A 23,692-nucleotide genomic window follows, 5' to 3' on the forward strand; every position below is an offset into this window, starting at 1 on the left:
CAGATATTTCGTCAGCAGCAGCGCCACATGCATTTCAGCATTTCTCGGGGCTGCCGACACAGAAAGGGATCACCATGACTGAAGGATCGAACACCAACGGCGTATCCCGCCGCAATATTCTCACTGCTGCGGCTGTCGGCTCGGCGGCAACGGCCGCGGCGGCTTTCGGAACGGCCGCCAGCGCCCAGGCGTCCGGCGCGCAGCCAGCAGCCGGTGCCGGCCGTGTGGCGGTCGTGACCGGATCATCGCGTGGCATCGGTGCGGCAACCGCCAAACGTCTCGCGAAGGAGGGTTTCAAGATTGCGGTCAATTGCCGTGTCAACCGCGATCTGGCGGCCGCCGTCGTCAAGGAAATCGAAGGGGCAGGCGGTGAGGCGATCTGGGAGCAGGCGGATGTACGTGACCCGGTACAGGTCCGCCGTCTTTTCGAAGCCACTGAACGCGCTTTCGGCGGTGTCGATGTGGCTGTCGCCAATGCCGGCGTGATGTCGCTGGCGCCTTTCTCGACGATGTCCGATGAGGATTTCGACACGATGATCGACACCAACGTCAAGGGCAGCTTCAACACTCTGCGCGAAGCCGCAAACAAGGTGCGTGATGGCGGCCGTATCATCGCCATCTCTTCCAGCATTGTGCAGCTTCGCTCGCCCACTTACGGACCTTATGCTGCATCGAAGGCGTCGATGGAAATCTATGCCAGCATCCTCGCCAAGGAGTTGGCAGGTCGAAAAATATCGGTCAACGCCATCGCTCCTGGCCTCGTCGCGACCTCGCTTTTCCTGGATGGCAAGACGAATGAACAGGTCGCCGGGTTCGCGCAGCGCACGCCGCATGGCCGTATCGGCGAGCCGGCGGATATTGCCGCAACGATCGCCTTCCTGTGCAGTCAGGACGGATGGTGGGTCAACGGCCAGACCATCTATTCGAACGGCGGCGTGATCTGACTTTTGCTTGGAGAGCCGGGGCAGTTTTGCGTGCCCCGGTTTTGCTGTTCAGCGTGCCGCCCAGTTGGCGCCGCGACGAAAGATCGTCTTCATCTGTGGCACGTCGAACTCCTTGGCTTGGTGGCCAAGCGCGGAGTAGAAGACCCGCCCTTTGCCGTATTTCCGCTTCCACACGACGGGCATGACGACGCCATCGATCCAGTAGGCATGGTCGCCGTTGAATGTCGTGGTCGCCAGCACCTCGTTCGAGGGGTCGACATGCATGTAATATTGCTCGGATGTGTAAGGGAAATCGTAAAGGCCTTCCATCAGCGGGTCGTCCGGCCGGGTGACGTTGACGGTATAGTCGATGATATTGCCGGGATGCGCCACCCACTGGCCGCCTATGATGAACTGGTAATCGACGGAATCGCGAAATGCGTCGCCGGCACCGCCATGATAGCCGGCAATGCCGACACCGCTCTCGATCGCGGCTGCAAGGTTTTTCACCTCTTCCTTTTCGATCTTAGACATCGTCATGATCGGCACGATGAGGCTGAGATCGTGAATGGACGGATCGGCGAATGCTTCGGTCGAGCGTTCGACATAGACCTTGAAGCCGTCTTCCTCCAGCATGTCCTTGATGACTGCAGCGCATTCTTCCGGCTCATGGCCGCTCCAGCCGCCCCAAACGATAAGTGCTTCGCGCATTTCTAATCTCCTCCAGATATTTTTTAGTTCGCAAGCTTTCCGTCCATCAAGGACGCCGACAGCGGCGCAGGCCGCTCCGTCGCCGTGGTGATGTCGATGGTGCGCCCCTCGGTCGAGGCGGTATGAAAGGCTTCCATCACTTCCAGCACATGCAGTGCCAGGTCACCGTTGGCGCGGTGCGGCCGGTTGTTGCGGATCGCATAGGCCATGTCGGCTATCCCGATCGAGCGATAATTCCCATCGGCATAGGGCTGGGTCAGAGGCTGCTCTTCGAATTGGCCGCCTTTCTTCAGATAGGATACGTCGCCGCCGAAATGATTGGGATCGGGCACGATCAGCGTGCCTTCGGTGCCATAAACTTCCAGCGGCACATGCTTGTGGCCGGCAATATCAAAGCTCATGCCGATCTGCACGACCGCGCCATTGGCAAAGGCCATGACGCCGGCGACATGGGTCGGCACATGTACCGGGATGCGCTCCCCATTACGCGGTTCACTGGTGATGAGGCGCTCAGAGCGTGGCGTTGTCGCGAAGCCGGCAACCTTGGAAACCGGGCCAAGCAGGTTGACGAGATCGGTAATGTAATAGGGGCCCATGTCGAGCATTGGTCCGCCGCCGACTTCGTAATAGAAACCGGGATTGGGATGCCAGCGCTCATGGCCCGGGCACATGAAGGTGGCGGTACCGCCGACCGGAATGCCGATCACGCCCTGATCGATCAAGGTCCGTGCCGTCTGGTGTCCGCCGCCGAGAAACGTGTCGGGCGCAGCCCCGATGCGCAGCCCCTTTGCCCGTGCTGTGTCGGCCAGTTTTTTGCCTTCGGCAAAATTGATGCCGAGCGGTTTTTCCGAATAGGTATTCTTGCCGGCATCTAGCGCCTGCAGGGCAACGGCCACATGCGCCTTGGGAACCGTCAGGTTGACGATGATCTCGACCTTTGGGTCTGCCAAAAGTTCATCGATTTTTTTGACGGGCAGGTTGAATTCGGCCGCCTTGGCCTCTGCGATTTCCCGGTTAAGGTCCGCCAATCCTCTGATGTCGAGGATCGGGAAAGCGCTGGTCATGGCCTTGAGATAGGCGCCCGAAATATTGCCGCATCCGATGATGCCGATACCAACCTTATCCATCTTGTCTCCTCCCGATGGTATTTTTCGTTTGTGCGCGTCAGTGCGCCGGTCCGGTGGTGCTCCATGGCGATTCATAGAGTTCGTAGAGCGCCACGGCAGCAGCACCCCGCGCCCAGAATTCATCGTTGGAATCGTCGAAAACCAATTCGCTGACGCCCTGAAGCGACGGCGGGATGGCCAGCGCATAGGCCTGTCCTAGGCTTTTGAGGAAAGGCGCGCCAAGCGCCAGTGAGGTGCCGACGAGAATAACGCGCGGTGGCGCAAACAGCGTGACGATATTGGCGATGCTGAGGCCGATTGCTTCACCGGCCCGGATCGCCGCTGTCAGCAGCTGGCTGTCTTCCGCCTTGATCAGCGCCTGCGCATGCGCCATGCCGCGCCCGAGTTTTACCGCTTCGGCAAAGGCGCCGTCGCCGCGTTGGTCGGCCAGAATGGCCTGTTCGCCGGCCTGCGAGGAAAGGCGCACCACGCCATCCGGCCCCATGCCGAGCACGAGATCGCCTAGATTGTGGCTGAGCCCGCCGGCGCCGCGAAACAGTCGGCCTTCATGCAGGACGCCAAGCCCGAGCGTCTGTTCGAGCGAGATCAGCACCATGTCTTCAAGGTCGCGGGCTTTGCCGAACCAGTGGTGAGCGAGCGTGATGGCCGTCGCGTCACTTTCGATGATCGTCGGTGTGTCGAGTCGCGCCGACATTTCGGTGGCGAAATCGACATTCGTATCCTTGAGGATAGGGCTGAAACGGATGCGACCTGTGCGATGTTCGATGACGCCGGGCAGGCCGAGGCAGACACTATGCACATCTTTCAGCGACAGTTCGGCATCGACCACGCAGCGTCGCACGCCATCTTCGATCAGGTCGGCGATCACGCTGATCGGTTGGCGATCGATGCGGATCGGCAGGGTGAGGGTGGACAGCACGTCTCCGCAAAAATCCGTGACGACGAAGACCATGCGGCTGGCGGTGATTTTTGCGCCGACGACGCGGGCGGCGGCCGGATTAAGCTCCAGCATCACCCTTGGCCTGCCGCGCGCGGCGGCGTTGCGGATGTCGCCTTCGTGCCGGGTCAGGATCAGGCCATCGTCCAACAGCGATCCAGTGATGGCGGATACGGTGGTGGTCGAAAGCTCTGTGCGCTCGGAAATCTCGACGCGGGAAATCGGTCCGTGCCGCCGGATTGCGTCCAGCACGCTCAGGCGGTTCATCGCGCGCATCAGTTCGGGGTCGGCAGTTTTCATATCGTTTGCGCAAGCCTCTTGCGTCGAACGCGATTTAATACGCAATCCAAATTAATGTTGCTTTTTTGTAAGGTGAGTTTCGGCGGTTACGCAAGAGAGTTTTTGCGAAATCGGCCGCAAGACCGTCAAAATCGCCAGATTTCCATTCTGGCTATTGACAGGCTGGACATGGTCCTCAATTATTTAATTCGGATACGGGATTAAAAGAGCTTTGGGAGGAGCGCCTTTTATGTCGAACACTATTTTCCATTTCCGCATGCTATCTACTGCAGCCGCTGCGGCCGTCTTGAGCCTTGTCGGAGCAGGTTCCGCTAACGCCGAAAGTGTCATCCGATGGATGCATGTCGAGCAGTTGCCGGCGGCAGTCAGCCTTTGGACAGAGGTCGCCAGGGAGTTTGAAGCAAAACATCCCGGCGTCAAGATCGAGATGCAGTTCCTGGAAAACCAGGCTTTCAAGGCAAAGATGCCGACATTGCTGCAGTCCAAGGATGCCCCGAGCATGTTTTACACCTGGGGCGGCGGAGTCCTGAAGGCGCAGGCCGAAACCGGAGCTTTGCGCCCGATCGATACGGCGCTCGATGCCGATGGCGGCAAATGGCGCAATGCCATCAACCCCAATGCGATCGACGGCTTGAGCTTTGATGGAAAGGTCTGGGCGTCACCTGCCAAAAGCGGGCTTGTCTCGTTCTATTACAACAAGGAAATGTTCCAGAAGGCCGGCGTCGATGCCTCCAAGATCGTCACCTGGACTGATTTTCTGGGCGCGGTGAAAACGCTGAAGGATGCCGGTGTTACGCCGATTGCCGGCGGCGGTCTCGATAAATGGCCTCTGCATTTTTACTGGAGTTATCTGGCCATGCGCGAGGCGGGCCAGAAAGGTTTTGCCGATGCCAAGGCTGGCGAAAATGAAGGCTTTATTGCCGAGCCCTTCGTCAAGGCAGGCCAGCATCTCGCTGAACTCGGCAAGCTCGAGCCTTTCCAAAACGGTTATCTCGGCGCCACCTGGAACGATGCGCTGGCCACATTCGGCGATGGCCGTGCAGCCATTCTCCTCGGCTTTGAAAGTACGCCGGGCACGCAGGCTTCGAATTCGACCAGCCGCAAGGGTTTGTCGGAAGACAATATCGGCCGCTTCCAGTTTCCGACGATCGAAGGTGCCCCCGGCCTGGTCACCGACAGTTTCGGTGGCCTGAACGGCTGGGCAGTGACGAAAAACGCGCCGCCGGAAACCGAGGAATTTTTGCGCTACATGGCAAGCGTCGATGTCCAGAAGCGTCTGGCCAAGGATACGCAGATCATGCCGGTCGCAAAGGGTGCCAGCGAAGCGATCGAAAAGCCGCTCCTGAAGGATGTCGCCGAAACGCTGGCCAAGGAAACTTGGCACCAGAACTTTCTGGATCAGGATCTCGGGCCGAATGTCGGTGCCGTGGTCAACGATGTTAGTGTCGAGATCGTCTCGGGCGGGCTGGAACCGGCCGATGCTGCCCAGCAGATCGAGGATGCGTTTTCCCTCGAGCGCCAGTAGAGCGCTTCGCCTGCGCTCCCGCTCCATGAGGTCAAAAGCCTCCGGAGCGCAGGCAACCTTTTCCAAGACCATACCGCCCCGTCCGTGCGAGATGAGGAATGCGAATGAGCATGAGCGATACAACCATGCCCGGCAGGACCTTTGCTGCCGCCAAACCACGTGCAGCGCCGCAGCGGCGGAAACGCTCGCTGAAGCACAGCAAATGGCCGGTGCTGCTGCTGTTCCTGCCGCCTGCGCTCATGCTATTCACGGTTCTCGTCATCCTGCCGATGGGCGAGGCGGCCTGGTATTCCTTCTATAACTGGAACGGGTACGGCGTGCCGGAGCAATGGGTCGGCTGGCGCAATTACCAGCTGATCTTCCGCAACGGCGCGTTCAGCCAGGCACTGATCAACAACGGCATGATCGTGGTCGCCTCGATCCTCATCCAGGTTCCGCTGGCGCTCTGGCTGGCGACGATGATTTCCAGCCGCATCCATGGCGCGCTGTTTTTCCGGCTGATCTTCTTCCTGCCCTATGTGCTGGCGGATGTCGCCGCCGGCATGATCTGGCGTTTCGTTTATGATGGCGATTTCGGCCTTGTCGGCGGCATCGCCCATCTGTTCGGTGCAGAGCCGCCCTATTGGCTGGCCGATCGCGATACCGCCATGTACGCCATCCTCGGCGTCGTCATCTGGAAATATTTTGGCTTTCACATGATGCTGTTCATCGCCGGCCTGCAGTCGATCGACAAAAGTGTGCTGGAAGCCGCCGATATAGATGGCGCCACCGGTTTCCAGAAATTCCGTCTGGTCACTCTGCCGCTGCTCGGCTCCACCGTGCGCCTGTCCGTCTTTTTCGCGGTCGTCGGTTCGCTGCAGCTGTTCGACATGATCATGCCGCTCACCGGCGGCGGTCCGTCCAACTCGACGCAAACCATGGTGACCTTCCTCTACAATTTCGGGGTGACTCGCATGCAGGTCGGGTTCGGCAGCGCCGTCGGCGTCGTGCTGTTCGTCATCTGCGTCACGCTCGCCTTCAGCTACAAGCGGATTTTTATGCGCCATGACTGATATAGCCTCATCCCCACCCATCGATGCCGCAACGGCTCCCGGTTCCGGCCAGCGCCTGCGCACTACCACGCAAATCTACATGTATGTGGCGCTCATTCTGGTCGCGATCATTGTCGTAGTGCCACTGATCAGCACCGCGCTCGGCGGCTTCAAGACGCTGAGCGACCTGCGCGGCAATCCCTTCGGCATGCCCACGGAATGGCAGTGGTCCAATTATGGCGATATCATCGTTAGCCAGCGCTACTGGCTGCAGATGGGCAATTCGCTGGTGATCGCGGTATTGACCGTGTTCCTGACGCTGGCTTTTGGCGCCATGGCCGCCTTCTGTTTTGCCCATATCCGCTTTTTCGGCTCGGATTACCTGCTCAACTATTTTCTGATCGGGCTGATGTTTCCGGCCGCAACCGCCATTCTGCCGCTCTATATCCGCATCCGCGATCTCGGTCTCGTCGATACATATTGGGGAGTTGTGCTGCCGCAGGTCGCCTTCGGCACCGGCATGAGCATCATGCTGTTCCGCAATTATTTCCGCAATCTGCCCTCGGAACTGTTCGATGCGGCCTTTGTCGATGGCTGCGGTTACATGCGGTTTTTCTGGCACATCACCCTGCCACTGTCGCGGCCGATCATCGCCACGGTCGGCATCATCTCCTTCGTCGGCAGCTGGAACAGCTACATTCTGCCTTTGATTATGCTGAATTCCGAAAGCCGTTATCCCTGGCCGCTCGGCATCATGATCTACCGCGGTGAGTTCAACACCGAATGGCAGCTTGTTCTGGCTTTCATCACGCTCACCATCCTGCCCACCATCATCGTCTTTTTCCTTGCCCAGAAACACATCATCGCCGGCCTCACTGCCGGTGCTGTGAAATCCTGACAGCCGGACCGGAGGATCACATATGGCATCCGTAGAACTTCACGAAGTCCGCAAGGCTTTTGGCGCACTTGAAGTCATTCATGGTGTCTCTCTTGCCATCGAGGATGGCGAGTTCGTCGCTCTGGTCGGCCCATCCGGTTGCGGTAAATCCACACTGTTGCGCATGATCGCCGGGCTGGAGGATATTTCCGGCGGTGACATCATCATCGACAATGCCGTCGTCAACGACCTGACGCCGCGCGAGCGCAACATCGCCATGGTGTTCCAGTCCTATGCGCTTTACCCGCATATGACAGTCGCTGAAAACATGGGCTTCAATCTGCGGCTTTCCGGCACTCCCAAGGCGGCGATTGCAGAACGTGTCAACGAGGCCGCGCGTATGCTCGATCTGGTGCCGCTTATGGAGCGCAAGCCTGCCCAGCTTTCCGGTGGCCAGCGCCAGCGTGTTGCCATGGGGCGTGCCATCGTGCGCAACCCCGCTGTTTTCCTCTTCGACGAGCCGCTTTCGAACCTCGATGCCAAGCTGCGCGTGCAGATGCGTTCCGAGATCAAGACCTTGCACCAGAAAGTCAAGACGACCTCCATCTACGTAACCCACGATCAGATTGAAGCGATGACGCTGGCTGACCGGATTGTCGTCCTCAATCAGGGAAGGGTGGAACAGCAGGGCACGCCGATGGAACTCTACAAGAACCCGGCCAATCTTTTCGTGGCGGCATTCATCGGTTCGCCGGCCATGAACCTGCTCGACGGCACGATCGATGCCGAAGGCGGAGAGGCGGCCGTCCGCCTGTCCGATGGTACGGCGATCCGCATTGCGCAGGATCGCAAGGTCACACGTGGCCAGTCGATCAAGATCGGCCTTAGGCCGGAACATTTGGGGCCGGGCAAGGTCGGCACATCGCTTGCCGGGCAAACGCTTCTCGTTGAACCGACCGGTGCCCAGACGCATGTGATTTTCGATCTCGCCGGCCAGCCGGTGACGGCGATTGTCGATGGCGAGTATCCGCAGCGTTACGGCTCACTTTTTCAGGCAAGCATCGCGGCGGATCAGGTCCATGTTTTTGATCGCGAGACCGGCATAGCGTTGTAACTGAGCGGTCCACGGCACGGACCGTCTGCGGCAGGCCGAAAAAGCGTGAATGGTTTTCTCGGTGTTTTCGCACTCTTTGCCTGGGCGATGCGTTTGGCGAATGAAGACGCTTGGCTTCGTCCGTAGCGGAAGCCTGCTGGTAGGCATGGCCGCAATGAGCCCCCCAAATCCCACTTTCTCGAGCGGTGTAACCTCGCTGTTTGTCGACCTGCTGGCATGGCGGGGCGTTGTTCGCAGCCTCACGGTTATTTCTTTTCTCCCCCGTCACCCGCCGAGTCTGGTCTGCAGCTGGGCAGCCATTGATCGACTGAAAATGTGCTTGTTGGCCTGCAATGGCCGACGAGCGTCCTCCGCGCGCAGAATTTTTACGGAATAATCATTGTGTACTTTGTGTGCACAATTGTTGACGGGGATTTTCAGACGTGCAAGCTTGCAATCGTCAAGCAGACTGGATCTCTGGGGAGGAGGGCCAATGGCAAAGGCCGACAAGAGCAACCTGTATGAGGAGCTCAAGCGTCAGATCCTGACGATGGAGCTGGATCCGGACGCAATTCTGGACGAAGTCAGCCTGAGTGAGCGTTCCGGCCTTTCGCGGACGCCGGTTCGCGACATTCTTCGTCGGCTGGCGGGTGAGGGCTATATCGATATCCGCGAAAATCGCGGTGCTCGCGTCATCCCAATGAACCATTCGACTTTGCGGCACTTCTTCCTTGTGGCGCCCATGGTTTACGCCGCGATCGGGCGTTTGGCCGTCCAGAACTTCAAGCCGGTGCAACTCAATGATCTGAAGGCCACGCAGGAGCGGTTTCGGGCTGCCAGCCAAAACCTCGATACGCTTGGCATGGTGCTCGAAAATAACAGGTTCCATGAGATCTTTGGCGAGATGTCCGACAATGTCTACCTGCAGCCGAGCCTTGGCCGTCTGCTGATCGACCATGCCCGTATCGGCCATACGTTTTTCCGTCCTCGCAACGACGATATGAAAAGGCGGCTGCACCTGGCCGTCGATCATCACGACGCATTTATCGAGGCATTGTCGGCCCATAACGAAGATGCCGTCGTCGAGCTTGTTTTCGAACATTGGGAGTTGTCCCGGGTGAACATGGAACTGTTCATCGCGCCGCAAGGCATGAAGTCGGATGCTCGGATCGGGGCGCCCGCCACCCAATCACTGGAGAAATCATCGTGAAATTCGAGGGTATCTATACGCCGGCGATTACACCATTGGACCATAAAGGGGAGATTGATCGGGCCGCCTTTTCCAATGTGCTGGAAACCCTGATTGAGGCCGGAGTACACGGCATTATCATCGGCGGCTCGACCGGCGAATATTACGCGCAATCGACGCAGGAGCGTTTCGAACTGGCCGCCTATGCCAAAGAAGTCATCGGGACACGATTGCCTCTTGTCATCGGCACCGGTGCTACGCGCACCGAAGATTCCGTCGATTATGCCAAAGCGGCCAGAGAGATTGGCGCGGATGCCATTCTGGTTTCCAGTCCACCTTATGCACTTCCGACCGAGCGTGAAAATGCCGTCCATGCGCTGACCATCGATCGCGCGGCGAACCTGCCGATCATGCTTTACAATTATCCGGCTCGCATGGGCGTCGTGATGGGCGAGGAATATTTCTCGCGCGTCGGGAAGTCCAAAAATGTCGTGGCCATTAAGGAAAGCTCCGGCGATATGGGTAACCTTCATCTGCTGGCGCGCAAGTTCCCGCATATCGCCCTGTCCTGCGGTTGGGACGATCAGGCGCTGGAGTTCTTCGCCTGGGGTGCGCGAAGCTGGGTCTGTGCCGGTTCCAATTTCCTGCCGCGCGAACATGTCGCCCTCTATGAGGCGTGCGTCGTGGAGAAGAATTTCGATAAGGGACGCGCCATCATGACGGCGATGCTGCCGCTGATGGATTTCCTCGAATGCGGCAAGTTCGTTCAGTCGATCAAACATGGCTGCGAACTGATCGGCCTGACAGCCGGGGCCGTTCGCGCCCCATTGCGCGCGCTCAACTCGGAAGAAAAGCGCGGCCTCGAAACAGTCGTCACCACACTGAAGCGTACAGTTGCCCAGATTACTTCGGGAGCCAATCATGCATGATCCATTGACCGCTGGCGAATACAAGGCGATCGCCGCTTCTTTGCAGTTTCCCGCCAACGCATTCATCGATGGGGCATTTCGCCCTGCCGGCTCGGGCAAGACGTTTGCATCGACCAATCCGGCGACCGGTGATCTTCTTGCCGATATTGCTGCTTGTGATGCCTCGGATGTCGACTATGCCGTGACAAAGGCACGCGCTGCATTCGACGATGGACGGTGGCGCCTGCGCTCTCCCGGCGAACGCAAGGAAGTGCTGCTGAGGCTCGCCAAGCTGATCGAAGAAAACCGCCATGAATTGGCAGTGATGGAGAGCCTCGACAGCGGCAAGCCGGTCCGCGAATGCCAGACCGTCGATATTCCCGACACCATCCATACGATCCGCTGGCATGCGGAACTGATCGACAAACTTTACGATAACACCGCACCGGTAGGCGCCAATGCGTTGACGATGATCATCCGTGAGCCGGTCGGTGTCGTCGGCTGCGTGTTGCCATGGAATTTCCCGCTGTTGATGCTGGCATGGAAGATCGGTCCGGCGCTCGCCGCCGGTTGCTCGGTCATCGTCAAGCCGGCAGAGGAAACCACGCTGACGACATTGCGTGTGGCTGAGCTTGCCCATGAAGCGGGCATTCCTGCCGGCGTCTTTAACATCGTCACCGGTGGCGGCAAGGAAGTGGGTGAGCCGCTCGGCATGCACATGGATGTCGATATGGTCGCATTCACCGGATCGACACCGACCGGCCGTCGTTTCCTACGGTACGCGGCCGACTCCAATCTCAAGCGGGTGGTGCTCGAATGCGGCGGTAAAAATCCCGCTGTTGTCTTGCCCGATGCGGAAGACCTCGACCTCGTGGCCGAGCAGGTCGTCAACGGCGCTTTCTGGAATATGGGTGAGAATTGCTCGGCAACGTCGCGCCTGATCGTTCATTCCGGCATCAAGGACGCGTTGCTGGAGCGGATCGGCGCTTACATGCGCGAGTGGCGCACTGGAGATCCGCTCGATCCGGAAAATCGTGTGGGCGCGCTGGTCAGCAAGACGCATTTCTCAAAGGTCAATGCCTTCCTCGAAGAAGCCAGGAAGGAACAGTTGACGGTCGCTCATGGGGGCGACACCCGCGACGGTGTGTTTATCGAGCCGACCGTGGTGGATGGCGTGTCGCCCAACAGCAAGCTGTTCCGTGACGAGATCTTCGGGCCGATCCTGTCTGTCACCACGTTCGAGACGCTTGCCGAAGCCGTCGCACTGGCCAATGACACCAATTACGGGCTGGCGGCATCGGTATATACCGGAAACCTGCGCAATGCGATCAGGCTGGCGCGAGAAATCCGTGCCGGCACTGTCACCGTCAACTGCTTCGGTGAGGGTGATGCCACGACACCGTTCGGCGGCTACAAGGAATCCGGTTTCGGCGGTCGCGACAAATCGATCTTCGCGCACGACAACTATTGTGAGCTCAAGACTGTCTGGATCGATATTTCCGATCGCTCTGTCGACGAGATGATCAGATGACACGCCATGTGGTCAGCCGGCTTCCCTGTGATACCGGGACATCCGGTTGGGAGGCGATTGGCGAACGAAGTTTTACCCTCAAGCCGTTGGAAGGCGATATCACGGCCGACTGGCTGATCATTGGTGCAGGGTTCGCCGGCCTGTCGGCGGCGCGCCGGCTTTCGAGCCTGAGACCGGCGGACCGGATCGTCATTCTGGAAGCGCGCGAAGTGGCCAAGGGGCCTGCAGGGCGCAATTCAGGCTTTATGATCGATGTGCCGCACAACCTGTCTGCCGGCGAATACTCGGTCGCGGATGAAACGGTGACGGCTGCCGAAATCCGCCAGAACCGGCTGGCGATCAACTTTGCCAGAAACATCGCCGAGGAGTTCGGCATGTCACGCGAGGTTTTCGATCCATCTGGCAAGGTGAATGCCGCGGCGTCCGCGCGCGGCATGGAGTTGAACGACAAATACGCCCGATCGCTGGGACGCATCGGTGAGGCGCACACGCTGCTGGACGCCGAGCAGATGCGCGAGATGACCGGCTCACACTATTATCGTGGAGGGTTGCATACACCCGGGGCGGTGATGATCCAGCCGGCGCGCTACATCCGTACTTTGGCGGCGGGCCTCCAGCCAAAAGTCTGCGTCCATGAACATTCGCCGGTGCTGGAACTGTCTAAGGCGGGGCGCGACTGGATCGCGAAATCCAGTCGAGGTTCGGTTACCGCCCCGAAGGTCATTCTCGGCGTGAATGGCCATATCGAAAGCTTTGGTCATTTTGCCGGACGGTTGCTGCACATCTTCACTTATGCGTCGATGACCAAAGCCTTTTCAAAGGATGAGTTCGGCCCCGGTGTGAGCGGTAACGATCGCTGGGCCTTGCTGCCCGCTGATCCGATGGGGGCGACGGTCCGAAAAGTCACGTCCGAAGGCCGTTCGCGGATCGTGATCCGCACCCGGTTCACATACGATCCTGCATTGAAGGTTTCGGAGCAACGCGTCGCGCACATCGCTGCCGAACAGCGAAAATCCTTTGATGGGCGGTTCCCGGAAATGGCCGGCCTGCCGATGGATTACAGCTGGGCGGGGGCGCTCTGCCTCAGCAAGAACCACGTGCCTGCCTTCGGCGAGATCGAGGACGGGCTCTATTCGGCCTGCTGCGAGAATGGTCTTGGCACAGTCAAGAGCACACTCGCCGGCATGATGGCCGCGGATCTGGCGACAGGGTCCGGCTGTGCGGAGCTGGAACAATACAGAAATCAGCCGGAGCCGAGCAGGCTGCCGCCACAGCCGTTTGCCTGGCTGGGCGTCAACTCGGTCATCCGCTTTCAGGAATTGCGTGCCGGCCGCGAGGGTTGATCTGGCCGCGCCACGCGATGTGAAGTGCATGCAACGAAAAATGAAAATGGGAACCGAAACTAGGAGTGATGGAAATGAAAAGTATGTGGAAGGCGCTTTGCGCCGCTGCCATGATCGGCATGAGCATGCTTCCTGCTCGCGCGGAAGAGAAGACCATCAGCATGGGCACCCTGTCCTGGGAGGACCTGACGCCGATCACCGGCATCACCAAGAAGGTGCTTGAGGACGCCGGTTATACCGTCAAGGTTACGGAGTTCTCCGAATGGGGCATCGCCTATGCCGCGCTTGCCAAGGGCGATATCCAGGTTCTGGCCTCGCAAACCGATTACGTCGCTCACGATTACTGGAACAAGAACAAGAACCGGCTGGAAAAGATTTCGCCTGTCTCGCACGGTCTCTATCAGGGCATCGCCGTCCCAAAATACGTCCCGATCGACTCCCTCGAACAGCTTAACGAAAACAGTGACAAGTTTTCCGGCAAGATCATCGGCATCGAGCCGGGGTCCGGCCTGATGCGTGATGCGTCGAATGCGGTCAAGGATTACGGCATCAAGCTGCAACTCGTCGAAGGCAGCACCGCGGCGATGACCGCCGCACTGAAATCCGCTTATGATCGCCAGGAATGGATTGCTGTCACGATATGGGAACCGTCGTGGATGGTTCAGAAATACGAAGTAAAATATCTCAAGGATCCAAAGAACGTCTTCCCCCCGCCACAGGGGTATTACTGGATCGGCCAGAAAGGCTTTTCCGAAAAGAACCCGCATGCCCGTGAAGTCATGGCGAGCGTCTACGTGCCGATTGCTGAAATCACTGGCATCAACGGGGCGGTGAAGGACGGCAAGACCATGGACCAGGCGGTTCAGGATTGGGTCGGTGCCCACGCGGATCTGATCAAGCGCTGGGAAAACATCAAGAAGGATTGATGGCATTCGACGGTCGCCCGGCGACGGGCGACCGCTCCCGACACAAGAAAGAAGCCAACCCGATTGGCTCAAGGGGTCCGCTATGAGTGTTGCAAATGCCGGTACCGATGAAGTCCTGATCGACTGCCAGTCGCTCTTCAAGGTTTTTGGAGACAAGTCCGAAGCCGCGATGAAGGCCATAACCGAACGCGGTCTGGGCAAAAAGGACGTGCTTCGCGATTTCAGCTGCGTTCTGGGTGTAAGCAACGCCAGCCTCAAGGTCCGACGTGGCGAAATCTTCTGTATCATGGGGCTGTCGGGCAGCGGAAAATCGACGCTTATCCGGCTGCTCAACAAGCTGATAACGCCCAGTTCTGGAAAGGTGATCGTTAAGGGGCGGGATCTTTCGGCCCTGTCTGCAGTCGAGTTACGGCAGATGCGCGCCAAAAACATCGGCATGGTGTTTCAGAACGTCGCGCTCCTGCCGCATCGAACCGTTCTCGAAAACGCAGCCTTCGGGCTGGAAGTTCAGGGCGTGGCAAAAACCGAACGAAATCGCACGGCCACTGAGGCGCTCGAAAAGGTCGGACTGGGAGACTGGTTGACCCGTTATCCGCGCGAACTGTCGGGAGGCATGCAGCAACGCGTCGGTCTGGCGCGCGCACTTGCCTCAGATCCCGAAATCATTCTCATGGACGAACCTTTCAGCGCGTTGGATCCCTTGATCCGCAGACAGTTGCAGGACGAGTTCCGTGAGCTGACCAAATCACTTGGAAAGTCCGCGGTTTTCATCACGCACGATCTCGACGAGGCAATCCGTATTGGCGATCGGATCGCCATCATGAAGGATGGAGCGATCATCCAAACGGGAACGGCCGAGCATATCATCCTCAATCCTGCCGACGATTATGTCGCCGAATTCGTCGCCGGCATCTCGCGGCTGCACCTCATCAAGGCACATTCGGTGATGGTGAGCCTGGCCGACTATGAAAAAATCAGGCCGGGAGCAGATCTCGGCACGCTGATACACACCTCACCCAGTGCGGATATCGATGAACTGATCACCTTGATGATCCGCTCCGATCAGGACGCGCTGGCTGTCCGGGAAAACGATCGTCTTCTCGGAGTGGTGACGCCACGCAGCCTGCTGCTGGGGGTTAAGGGTGAAAGCCCGAACCACCCTGCGCATGCGTAAGGAGGGCTCGTGTCATGGACATGTCCGCCTTTACCGATGCCTTCGATGCATGGACGGATTCAGCGCTTGAATGGTTGAGCGAGAATGGGGAATTCCTGTTCGAATATATCCGCTGGCTGCTCGAGGGGCTTTATGACGCCATCCTTTGGCTGCTCGAGATGCCGCCGTTCTACGTGGTGGTTTTGATAACGATGCTGATCGGCTGGCGTCTGGTCGGTCTCTGGTTTGCGCTCATCGGCGGGGTCGCTCTGTCGCTCTGCTTCTCCATGGGGTTGTGGAGCGAGACGATGAGTACCCTTGCTCTGGTGCTGACAGCCACGAGCTTTGCACTCGTAATCGGAATTCCGGTGGGTGTCGCGGCAGGCTTTTTCACGCGCCTCGATCGGTTCATGGAGCCGGCGCTCGACCTCATCCAGACCTTGCCGCCCTACATCTATCTTCTGCCCGCCATTGCATTGCTTGGCTACGGTCCCGCAACGGCGCTTGTTGCCACGGTCATTGTCGCAATGCCACCCGTGATCAGGCTGACATCCCTCGGCATTCGCATGACGCCCAACGAGTTTCTGGAATTGGGGCAGGCCAGCGGCATGACGCCGATCCAGATGTTCTTCAAGATCCGTCTTCCATTTGCCTTGCCCAGCATCATGGCCGGCATCAATCAGAGCCTGATGATGGCATTCGGCATGGTGGTCATTGCCGGTATCGTTGGCTCCGGCGGGCTTGGTGAGACCATTTACGGATCAATCCGAACGCTCGATATCGCCACCTCGATCAACGCCGCCATCGCAATTGTCGTGCTGACGATGATACTTGACCGGATTACCCAGAGCGCCGGCCGCATGCGTAACGGGAGGAAAGCATGAACCCTTCGGAGCTGCAGTTTTCTCCGGGCGCATTTCTGGCCCCGGTCGTGGATTGGCTCAATGCCAACCTTCATCCTGTGTTTGCCGCGATCACCGTGGTGATCGAAGCTGTTCTGGGTGCGATAGAGGCGGGGCTTCTGTTCCTGCCGCCTTTCGCGGTGATAGTCATCGTCGCGGCGCTTGCATTTTTCTGCGTCAACTGGCGTGTGGCGCTGCTCTCTGCTTTTTGCCTGGGCTTCTGCCTTGTCGTCGGCTTCTGGACGGCGTCCATGCAGACAATCGCTCTGGTCGCCGTCGCGGTCCTCATCTCCGTGGCGGTGGCGTTTCCTCTCGGCGTCCTTTGCTCACGTCACAAGATGCTTGAGATGTTCGTGCGTCCTGTTCTCGACGTCATGCAGACCGTTCCGCCATGGGTCTATCTCATTCCCGCGGTGATGATCTTCAGCCTTGGTCGCGTGCCGGCTATCATCGCCACGATCGTTTACGGCATTCCGCCGATGCTGCGCCTGACCACGCTTGCGTTCAACCAGATACGGCATGAATTCCGGGAACTCGGCAGCGCCATCGGAGCGCCTCCGCGTGCCATCTTGTTCAAGATCGAACTGCCGCTTGCCACGCGTACGCTTCTTGTCGGCCTCAACCAATGCATTCTTCTGTCGCTGGCCATGGTCGTTCTCGCCGGCCTTGTTGGTGCCGGCGGGCTTGGTGCCGAGGTGACCCGCGGACTGACGCGTATGGAGATGGGCCTCGGGCTGAGGGCCGGCCTTGCAATCGTTGCCGTCGCCATCTTGCTCGACCGTCTGTCACGCGGTCTGCTCGATCGCGGCCCTATGCCTTCGGCCCCCTAGAACGGAGAATGACGATGAGGCGGAGCTTCTTCTGTATCGACAGTCACGCCTGCGGCAACCCGGTTCGGCTGGTCGCCGGTGGTGGTCCCTTGCTCCCCCATTTGCCGATGGCGGAACGCCGAGAAATTTTTGTTCGCGATCACGACTGGATTCGCAAGGCATTGATGTTTGAACCGCGCGGTCACGACGTCATGTCGGGCTCAATCATCTATCCGGCTTATCGTGAGGATTGCGATTTTGCGGTGTTGTTCATCGAAGTGAGCGGTTGCCTGCCGATGTGCGGGGCCGGGACGATCGGCACCGTGACTGCCGCCATAGAGGAGGGACTTGTCACGCCGCGTCAGCCGGGAAGAGTGGCGGTAGAGACGCCGGCCGGCCGCGTTGATGTCGCTTACGAGATTGCGGATGGCCGCGTGGCGTCGGTTCGTCTTCATAATGTCCCGAGTTATCTACATAAAGCGGATGTCGAAGTCGAAGTTGCCGGCATGGGGCTGCTGCAAGTCGATATTGCCTATGGCGGCAATTTTTATGCGGTCATAGAGCCCCAGAAAAACTGGCCCGGACTTGCCGGAATGACAGCGGCGCAGATCATTGCCGCCAGCAAACATCTGCGGAATGCTCTGGCTGAGATCTGTCATCCGGTTCATCCAGAGGATTCTCGTATCAGCGGTGTTCATCATGCCATCTGGTGCGATAGGCCCACCGACCAGGAAAGCGACGGCCGCGGTGCCGTGTTTTATGGAGAACAGGCGATAGACCGGTCGCCCGGCGGTACGGGGACGTCCGCACGAATGGCGCAGCTTCACGGAAAGAACCGTCTCAAGACCGGCCAGTCATTCCGCAACAAGAGCCTTATCGGCACCGTTTTCGAAGGGCGGGTCGAGGCCGAAACTCAGGTCGGTCCCTTCCGCGGCATCTTGCCGAGCATAGGTGGCTGGGCCCGGGTTATCGGGCACAATACAATTTTCGTGGACGATCGCGACCCTCTCGCCCATGGCTTTCAGATCAAGTAGAATTCCCTATGCCGAAGGCAGTCGGGCGGAGGAAAAGACAATGCGATCTGACGAGAGCAAGCCGGGGAATGTGACAAAAGCCGCCGAGCGCTTGAAGGTCGGTTTTGTTCTGGCGCGCTCCTTTACCCTGTCTGCCTTTGCGATGTTCGTCGATACATTGCGTCTTGCCAGCGACGAGGACGATCGCTCCGGCAGGATACATGCCGACTGGCAGGTTTTGGGAAGCACACGCCATCTGATCACGTCGAGCTGTGGTATCCAGGTGGCACCGACTTCCGATTTCGTTGATCCGAGCCGATACGACTACATCGTCGTGGTCGGAGGCCTTCTTTCGGTTAAGGAACCCGTCGACCGGGAAACAGTGAATTTTCTCAAAAAGGCAGCCTTACAGAAGGTTCCGCTTATTGGCCTGTGCACGGGTACATTCATCCTTGCGGAAGCCGGCTTGATGAAGGGGCACGTTACCTGTGTCAGCTGGCTGCATGCGCGTGCGTTTCAGGAAAGGTTTCCCGATTTGCCCGTTCGTTCCGATCGCATCTTCAATCTGGACCGGCGGCGCGGGTCTTGCGCCGGCGGTAGCAGTGCGGCGGACATTGCGGCGGCACTCGTGCGCCGACATATCAGCCCGCATGCGGAGAAAAAGGCATTGGAAGTCCTGCAGATCGTCAAGGCGCGATCGTCCGCGGATGTCCAGCCTCGCCGCGCCCTTGAGGAAAAATACGAGGATCCGCGCATCCGTGCGGTGATGATCAGGATGGAGCAGCATCTCGACGAAGAACTCGATATGGGAGACCTCGGCAGTGCTGTCGGTCTTTCTCAACGTCAGTTGGAAAGGCTGTTCCAGAAGTCGATAGGCACGTCTCCCGCCAGGGCTTTTGGCAAGATCCGCATGGAGCGCGCAAGGCTCCTTCTGGCGCAATCCAGTGCCTCGCTCATCGAAATTGCACTTGATGTCGGATATCGCAACTCCGCGCATTTCTCACGTGCCTTCAAGCGCGAATTCGGGCACACGCCTTCAAGTTTGCGCTCACGCAAGGCGGTCGTGAACTGATCCGTTTCGGGCAGTCCCTATCGTTCCACCACGAGGTCGCTGAGCGGCTTTGAACAGCAGGGCAAGAACAGGCCGGCATCGATTTCCCGCTGCCGAATGCCACCACTGTGCTTCATGTCGACGGCGCCGGATAGCAGTCGTGACTTGCAGGTTCCACACACACCATTGGCGCAGGAGGATGGGATGCGTATTCCGGCTTTTTTGGCGCAGGACAGAACCGTCTGATCAGCTGAAACATCAATCATGCGCGCCTGCTTTGAAAACGCCACCTGAAAGAATTGCGCCTGGTGCCCATCCGGTGCGACCGTTTCCGCGTCTTCCATCGGGGCGGCGTCAAAACTCTCTTCATGGTAGTTTTCACTGATCACGCCGAGCCCCGACACGATGGCGCGTGCTGCGACCATGAAGGGAGCCGGACCACAACACATCACCCGTCGTTCGCTGACATCGGGTACGGCAAGACGCATGTAGTCGGCTGAAATGCGTCCGGTCAGTCCGCACCATGACGGATCGTCACCGGTGGTCTCCGGCAGAAGATGCAGCCTCACTCCTTTCAGTCGCCGGCTGATCAGCTTCAATTCGTCATGAAAGACGAGGTCTGCAGGCGTTCGTGCCGCATGCATGAACACCACGTCGGTCTTGCCGCCACGATCGGATAAGGCACGCAGCATGGACATGACCGGGGTTATGCCCGAACCGCCTGACAGGAGAAGCAGTTTCCGGTCATCGCCGGCGGGGCGCCGGAAATGACCAAGCGGCCCTCGTGCCTTGATTTTTGCACCGGGTGCCATCGTGTCGTGCAGCCAATTGGATACTCGGCCGCCGGGAACACGTTTCACGGTCATGGCAAACACACCTGTGCGCGTTGGCGAGGACGATATGCTATAGCAGCGGCTTTCCGTCTGCCCTTCGAGCTCCGGCTCGAACAGGAAATACTGGCCGGCCTCGAAAGCGAAATGTTTTCCTGATGCCGAGGCGAATGTGAATGTCTTCACGTCATGCGTTTCCGGGTGGACGTCAATGCAGATCAGACTGTCATCATCGTCCAAGTTCCAGAACTGGAGAGCGTCTGTAGCGGCCGAAGGGCGGTGCAAGCTGTCAATAGCCATGGGCGCGCATCCGATCGATGTACCAGGTTGCGAATTTATCGAGATTGGTTTCGGAAAACCGTGAATAAGGTCCGGGCCTGTATGCCGGGTCGAGCACGCCGGCATGGGAACGCGCGACAAGATCTGCGTCCTGATCCGTCGTTGCGATCCAGACGTCGGTCAGCTTGTCGAGGTTGTAATCGACGCCTTCCATCGCATCCTTGTGGACCAGCCACTTGGTGCGAACCAGTGTTTTTCCTGCCGCCAGCGGAATGACGATCGCCACCACGGCATGATCTCCCATGAAATGGTTCCAGCTGTTGTGCCCCCATAGATGGGTGTCGCCCAGATCCTTGCGGGTCATCTGTCCCATCAGTTTGGAAGACGCCGCGGTCGCGTCATACGTCTGTGATTCTCCCGCGCCGGAGATAATCAGGCGTTGCGTGCGGAAATTGGTGGCGCACTCACTGAGTTGCTCAACTGCCGCCGAGGGATATCCATCAGCCTCCCATGCCCGGGTGCGTTTCTCATAGAGCCTGAAATGCTCTTCGGCCTGCAGGCGATCCTCCTCACCGAGACTTTCGGGATCGAACCCGAAATCGAGATCGACAAAGGAGACGCAGAGTTCGGGATGATTGGCCGAACAGTGATAGCATTCACGGTTGTTTTCGAGCGTCAGCTTCCAGTTTCCGTCTTCGATCACGTCGGTCTGGTGTGCGATGCGGGCATTGCGGATATCGTATGGTGCAAGGCGTTCCGTCATCGTGCGCTCAAGCAGGTCGATATCCTGCGGCGGGTCATCGGACAGACAGACGTAGATCAGCCCCTCTATCGACTTGAAATTGACCGATTTGAGATTGTGACAGCTCTTGTCGAAATCCTTTCCCATATGGGGAGCGAAACCAAGCTCGCCCGTCAGTTCATATGTCCAGGTATGATAGGGGCATACCAGTTTCGAGACGATCGTCGTTCCGGCATCCAGAAGGCGTGAGCCGCGATGACGGCAGACATTGTGAAAAACGCGAAGTTGGCCCTCGTCGTCTCTCAGCAGGATGAGGCTGGTTCGACCGATATCAACGACAGTGGCGTCACCGGGTTCGGCAACGTCGCAGTCGAGCCCGACGCATATCCAGTGTTTATGGAAGAATACGTCGAGATCCGCCTCGAACACGTCTTCGCGTGTGTAAAGACCGGCGGGAAGAGAATGTCCGTTTGTGCGGGCATCCAGCAACGCTGAAATGGAGGAGGGCAGTTTGTTGAGCATGAGAACTCCTGTGCGATGTGAGTTCAGCTTGCTCTTGCCGATCATGGGCTTCAACGGCATTTAAATTCGCGGTCACATAATAAAAAGTAATGTCACGGGGAACGAGGATGCAGTTCAGACGGAGATTGCCGTCAATGACGGCGCTGCTGACGCTTGAGGCCGTGCTTCGACGCAGAAGTTTTACGGCAGCAGCCGGCGAACTGTGCGTTACTCAAGCGGCTGTCAGTCGGCAGATCGCGGCTCTGGAAGAAGAACTCGGCCAGCCGTTATTCGTGCGCAAGCACAGAGCGATCGAGCCGACGCCCGCCTGTCTTTCGCTTGGCGCCACACTGTTGCAATGCTTCGGAAACATTGCGGAAACGATTGAAGGCATCAAGGCAGGCAATGATGAGGTGGTGACGCTGGGCGCAACGGTGGCGTTCTCGTCGTTTTGGCTTCTGCCCCGACTTGTCGCATTTCGCCGGCAGCATCCATCGATACAGGTCCGCGTCGTCTCACAGGATGCGAGGTTAGATCTTGCCGAGGGTGGGATTGATGTTGCCGTGCGTTACGGCACGCCGCCCTTCAATGATGCCGTGGTGATTGCGTCGCGAGGCGATGTCATCTTCCCGGTCTGTTCACCGGACTATCTGGCGAGCAGGAGCGATATTGCCCTCACGTCCTCGGATGATTTCATCGAAGCCGAGGTGATCGATCGGACCTGGTATTCCTGGTCGCAGTGGCTTTCCGGTTCAGGAGGTGAATTTATCGTCAGGCCGTCGTTGCGTTTCAATCATTATACCGAAGCGATCGCTGCCGCACGGTCGGGCCAAGGTATCGCGTTGGGGTGGGGGCTTTTGGTTCAGACCTTCCTTGATGATAGCACGCTGGTCAAGCTGGGCGATCAAGCGATGTCGGCGCCGAATACATACAATATAGTCATTCCCAAAAAATCGCGAACATTCCGGGCGCGCGATCAGGCCGTCGAGTGGCTGGCGACGTCGTTGAGTGCCTGACCCGCCATCAGGTCTGCCCAAGGAAACATGTCGGTGATGCGCGGCACTATGGTGTTCGCGATCGATCTTCGAAATATGTCGATGACATCGGGCATGACCGATACCAGTTCATTTCGGCGATGGATCAGATAGATGCGACGGTAGGTCCGGCTGGTTGGCAAAGGCAACGCGACCAGATCCATCGTAGACGAGTGAGCATGCAGCAGACACAGGGGCGTCGCAATCGTCCATCCCAGGCCATTCGAGATCATTCGCAGAACCGCCTCGCTGGCGTCGAATTCCATAGTTCTGCGAGGAGCCAATCTGCGTTGCTCCAGAAAATACTCCACCTTTTGTCCCAGATCGGAGCGGGCACTGAAACGAACGAGAGGAAGTGCTTCGCACATTTCACTCATCGTCATCGACTTGAAAATATCAGCCTGAGACTTTGGGACGACTGCAATCAACGGTTCCTGCAGCAGACATTCACGGGTGAGTTCCGGCTCGGCGGTCATCGCGTCGCCTGAAACGATGATGTCGACCTTGCGGCTCAGCAGGTCGGCCGACAGCGTCGGTGTAATGCCCGACCACATTTGCAGGTGTTCTATGCGGCCACCTAAAAATTTCATGATGTCAGGCCCGATGGTCGTCGCGAAAGTATCGATCAGCCCCAGCCGCAGAATGGGAAGATCAACCGTTTCGGCCGCTCGAACTTCGTCGATCATCCGTCGAACATTCTGCAAAACGCCGTTCCCGCCTTTCTTCAGGATTTCTCCGGCTTGTGTGAGGCGCAACGGCCGGCAGGATCGGTCTATCAGCGCCACGCCGAACAGACGTTCCAACCGGGCGATTGATTGCGAGACGGCAGATTGCGTGACGCCAAGCTGGGAGGACGAAACCGTGAGGTTGCTGTTGTCGGCAAAGGTCCGAAAAACATGCAGATCCCAGAGGTTGATGTTCAACGATGTATCGATCTTCTGCTTCATGCTGCCGGTT

General features: G+C 58.4%; 22 protein-coding genes. 16 read left to right on the plus strand and 6 right to left on the minus strand.

Annotated features, from left to right (window positions below; genetic code table 11):
* Positions 1-74 precede the first annotated feature (74 nt).
* On the plus strand, positions 75-944 hold the full coding sequence (locus tag GAO09_RS09925; protein ID WP_153353843.1) for an SDR family oxidoreductase: 870 nt from the start codon (positions 75-77) through the stop codon (positions 942-944).
* 48 nt (positions 945-992) lie between these two features.
* Here the strand turns inward: GAO09_RS09925 and GAO09_RS09930 are convergent, their stop codons facing one another.
* Genes GAO09_RS09930 through GAO09_RS09940 form a run of 3 tightly spaced genes read right to left on the minus strand, consistent with a single transcriptional unit; the run spans position 993 to position 3,998 of the window.
* Positions 993-1,634 carry a ThuA domain-containing protein gene (locus GAO09_RS09930; RefSeq protein WP_153353844.1) on the minus strand — a complete coding sequence of 214 codons (642 nt, stop codon included), beginning with the start codon at positions 1,632-1,634 and terminating at the stop codon, positions 993-995.
* Positions 1,635-1,657: 23 nt separating this feature from the next.
* Complete coding sequence (locus GAO09_RS09935) at positions 1,658-2,761, minus strand: Gfo/Idh/MocA family protein (RefSeq protein ID WP_153353845.1); 1,104 nt, start codon at positions 2,759-2,761, stop codon at positions 1,658-1,660.
* Between the two features lie 37 nt (positions 2,762-2,798).
* On the minus strand, positions 2,799-3,998 hold the full coding sequence (locus GAO09_RS09940; RefSeq protein ID WP_153353846.1) for an ROK family transcriptional regulator: 1,200 nt from the start codon (positions 3,996-3,998) through the stop codon (positions 2,799-2,801).
* 229 nt (positions 3,999-4,227) lie between these two features.
* Here GAO09_RS09940 and GAO09_RS09945 point away from each other — a divergent pair, with 229 nt between their 5' ends.
* The 14 genes from GAO09_RS09945 to GAO09_RS10010 all read left to right on the plus strand — a co-directional run bounded on the left by GAO09_RS09945 (position 4,228) and on the right by GAO09_RS10010 (position 19,370).
* A complete protein-coding gene (locus GAO09_RS09945) occupies positions 4,228-5,523 on the plus strand; it encodes an extracellular solute-binding protein (RefSeq protein WP_153353847.1) in 1,296 nt (431 codons plus the stop codon).
* Positions 5,524-5,633: 110 nt separating this feature from the next.
* Positions 5,634-6,575, plus strand: a complete 942-nt coding sequence (locus tag GAO09_RS09950; protein ID WP_153353848.1) for a carbohydrate ABC transporter permease — start codon at positions 5,634-5,636, stop codon at positions 6,573-6,575.
* A gap of 79 nt (positions 6,576-6,654) precedes the next feature.
* Complete coding sequence (locus GAO09_RS09955) at positions 6,655-7,452, plus strand: carbohydrate ABC transporter permease (protein ID WP_235938030.1); 798 nt, start codon at positions 6,655-6,657, stop codon at positions 7,450-7,452.
* A gap of 22 nt (positions 7,453-7,474) precedes the next feature.
* Positions 7,475-8,545 (plus strand): ABC transporter ATP-binding protein, encoded by a 1,071-nt coding sequence (locus GAO09_RS09960; protein WP_153353850.1) that lies wholly within the window; start codon positions 7,475-7,477, stop codon positions 8,543-8,545.
* A 472-nt stretch (positions 8,546-9,017) separates the two neighbouring features.
* Entirely contained in the window at positions 9,018-9,734 is a 717-nt protein-coding gene (locus GAO09_RS09965; RefSeq protein WP_153353851.1) for a GntR family transcriptional regulator, read from the plus strand.
* Positions 9,731-10,642: a dihydrodipicolinate synthase family protein gene (locus GAO09_RS09970; RefSeq protein WP_324185245.1), complete on the plus strand. Its 912-nt coding sequence runs from the start codon at positions 9,731-9,733 to the stop codon at positions 10,640-10,642. Before GAO09_RS09965 ends, GAO09_RS09970 begins: the two co-directional genes overlap by 4 nt.
* Positions 10,635-12,152, plus strand: coding sequence for an aldehyde dehydrogenase (locus GAO09_RS09975; protein WP_153353852.1), 1,518 nt, complete (start codon positions 10,635-10,637; stop codon positions 12,150-12,152). Before GAO09_RS09970 ends, GAO09_RS09975 begins: the two co-directional genes overlap by 8 nt.
* Positions 12,149-13,495 carry an NAD(P)/FAD-dependent oxidoreductase gene (locus GAO09_RS09980; RefSeq protein WP_153353853.1) on the plus strand — a complete coding sequence of 449 codons (1,347 nt, stop codon included), beginning with the start codon at positions 12,149-12,151 and terminating at the stop codon, positions 13,493-13,495. Before GAO09_RS09975 ends, GAO09_RS09980 begins: the two co-directional genes overlap by 4 nt.
* Before the next feature lie 74 nt (positions 13,496-13,569).
* Positions 13,570-14,421, plus strand: a complete 852-nt coding sequence (locus GAO09_RS09985) for a glycine betaine ABC transporter substrate-binding protein (protein WP_153353854.1) — start codon at positions 13,570-13,572, stop codon at positions 14,419-14,421.
* An 82-nt stretch (positions 14,422-14,503) separates the two neighbouring features.
* Positions 14,504-15,595, plus strand: a complete 1,092-nt coding sequence (locus GAO09_RS09990) for a quaternary amine ABC transporter ATP-binding protein (protein ID WP_153353855.1) — start codon at positions 14,504-14,506, stop codon at positions 15,593-15,595.
* Positions 15,596-15,609: 14 nt separating this feature from the next.
* Positions 15,610-16,458 (plus strand): ABC transporter permease, encoded by an 849-nt coding sequence (locus tag GAO09_RS09995; RefSeq protein WP_153353856.1) that lies wholly within the window; start codon positions 15,610-15,612, stop codon positions 16,456-16,458.
* Positions 16,455-17,306, plus strand: coding sequence for an ABC transporter permease (locus GAO09_RS10000; RefSeq protein WP_153353857.1), 852 nt, complete (start codon positions 16,455-16,457; stop codon positions 17,304-17,306). Before GAO09_RS09995 ends, GAO09_RS10000 begins: the two co-directional genes overlap by 4 nt.
* A 14-nt stretch (positions 17,307-17,320) precedes the next feature.
* Entirely contained in the window at positions 17,321-18,319 is a 999-nt protein-coding gene (locus GAO09_RS10005) for a 4-hydroxyproline epimerase (protein WP_153353858.1), read from the plus strand.
* A gap of 40 nt (positions 18,320-18,359) precedes the next feature.
* A complete protein-coding gene (locus GAO09_RS10010) occupies positions 18,360-19,370 on the plus strand; it encodes a GlxA family transcriptional regulator (protein ID WP_153353859.1) in 1,011 nt (336 codons plus the stop codon).
* A gap of 17 nt (positions 19,371-19,387) precedes the next feature.
* Here GAO09_RS10010 and GAO09_RS10015 read toward each other — a convergent pair whose 3' ends face one another.
* Together GAO09_RS10015 and GAO09_RS10020 are read right to left on the minus strand one after the other, a co-directional pair.
* Complete coding sequence (locus tag GAO09_RS10015) at positions 19,388-20,479, minus strand: FAD-binding oxidoreductase (RefSeq protein WP_153353860.1); 1,092 nt, start codon at positions 20,477-20,479, stop codon at positions 19,388-19,390.
* Positions 20,469-21,722, minus strand: coding sequence for an aromatic ring-hydroxylating oxygenase subunit alpha (locus GAO09_RS10020; RefSeq protein ID WP_153353861.1), 1,254 nt, complete (start codon positions 21,720-21,722; stop codon positions 20,469-20,471). Before GAO09_RS10020 ends, GAO09_RS10015 begins: the two co-directional genes overlap by 11 nt.
* Before the next feature lie 107 nt (positions 21,723-21,829).
* On the opposite strand from GAO09_RS10020, the gene GAO09_RS10025 reads away from it, so the two are divergent.
* Positions 21,830-22,717: a LysR substrate-binding domain-containing protein gene (locus GAO09_RS10025; protein WP_153353862.1), complete on the plus strand. Its 888-nt coding sequence runs from the start codon at positions 21,830-21,832 to the stop codon at positions 22,715-22,717.
* Here GAO09_RS10025 and GAO09_RS10030 read toward each other — a convergent pair.
* On the minus strand, positions 22,678-23,682 hold the full coding sequence (locus tag GAO09_RS10030; RefSeq protein ID WP_153353863.1) for a LysR family transcriptional regulator: 1,005 nt from the start codon (positions 23,680-23,682) through the stop codon (positions 22,678-22,680). The two genes, GAO09_RS10025 and GAO09_RS10030, sit on opposite strands and share 40 nt — an antisense overlap.
* Positions 23,683-23,692 lie beyond the last annotated feature (10 nt).

The organism is Endobacterium cereale (assembly GCF_009617585.1).
Classification (GTDB): domain Bacteria; phylum Pseudomonadota; class Alphaproteobacteria; order Rhizobiales; family Rhizobiaceae; genus Neorhizobium; species Neorhizobium cereale.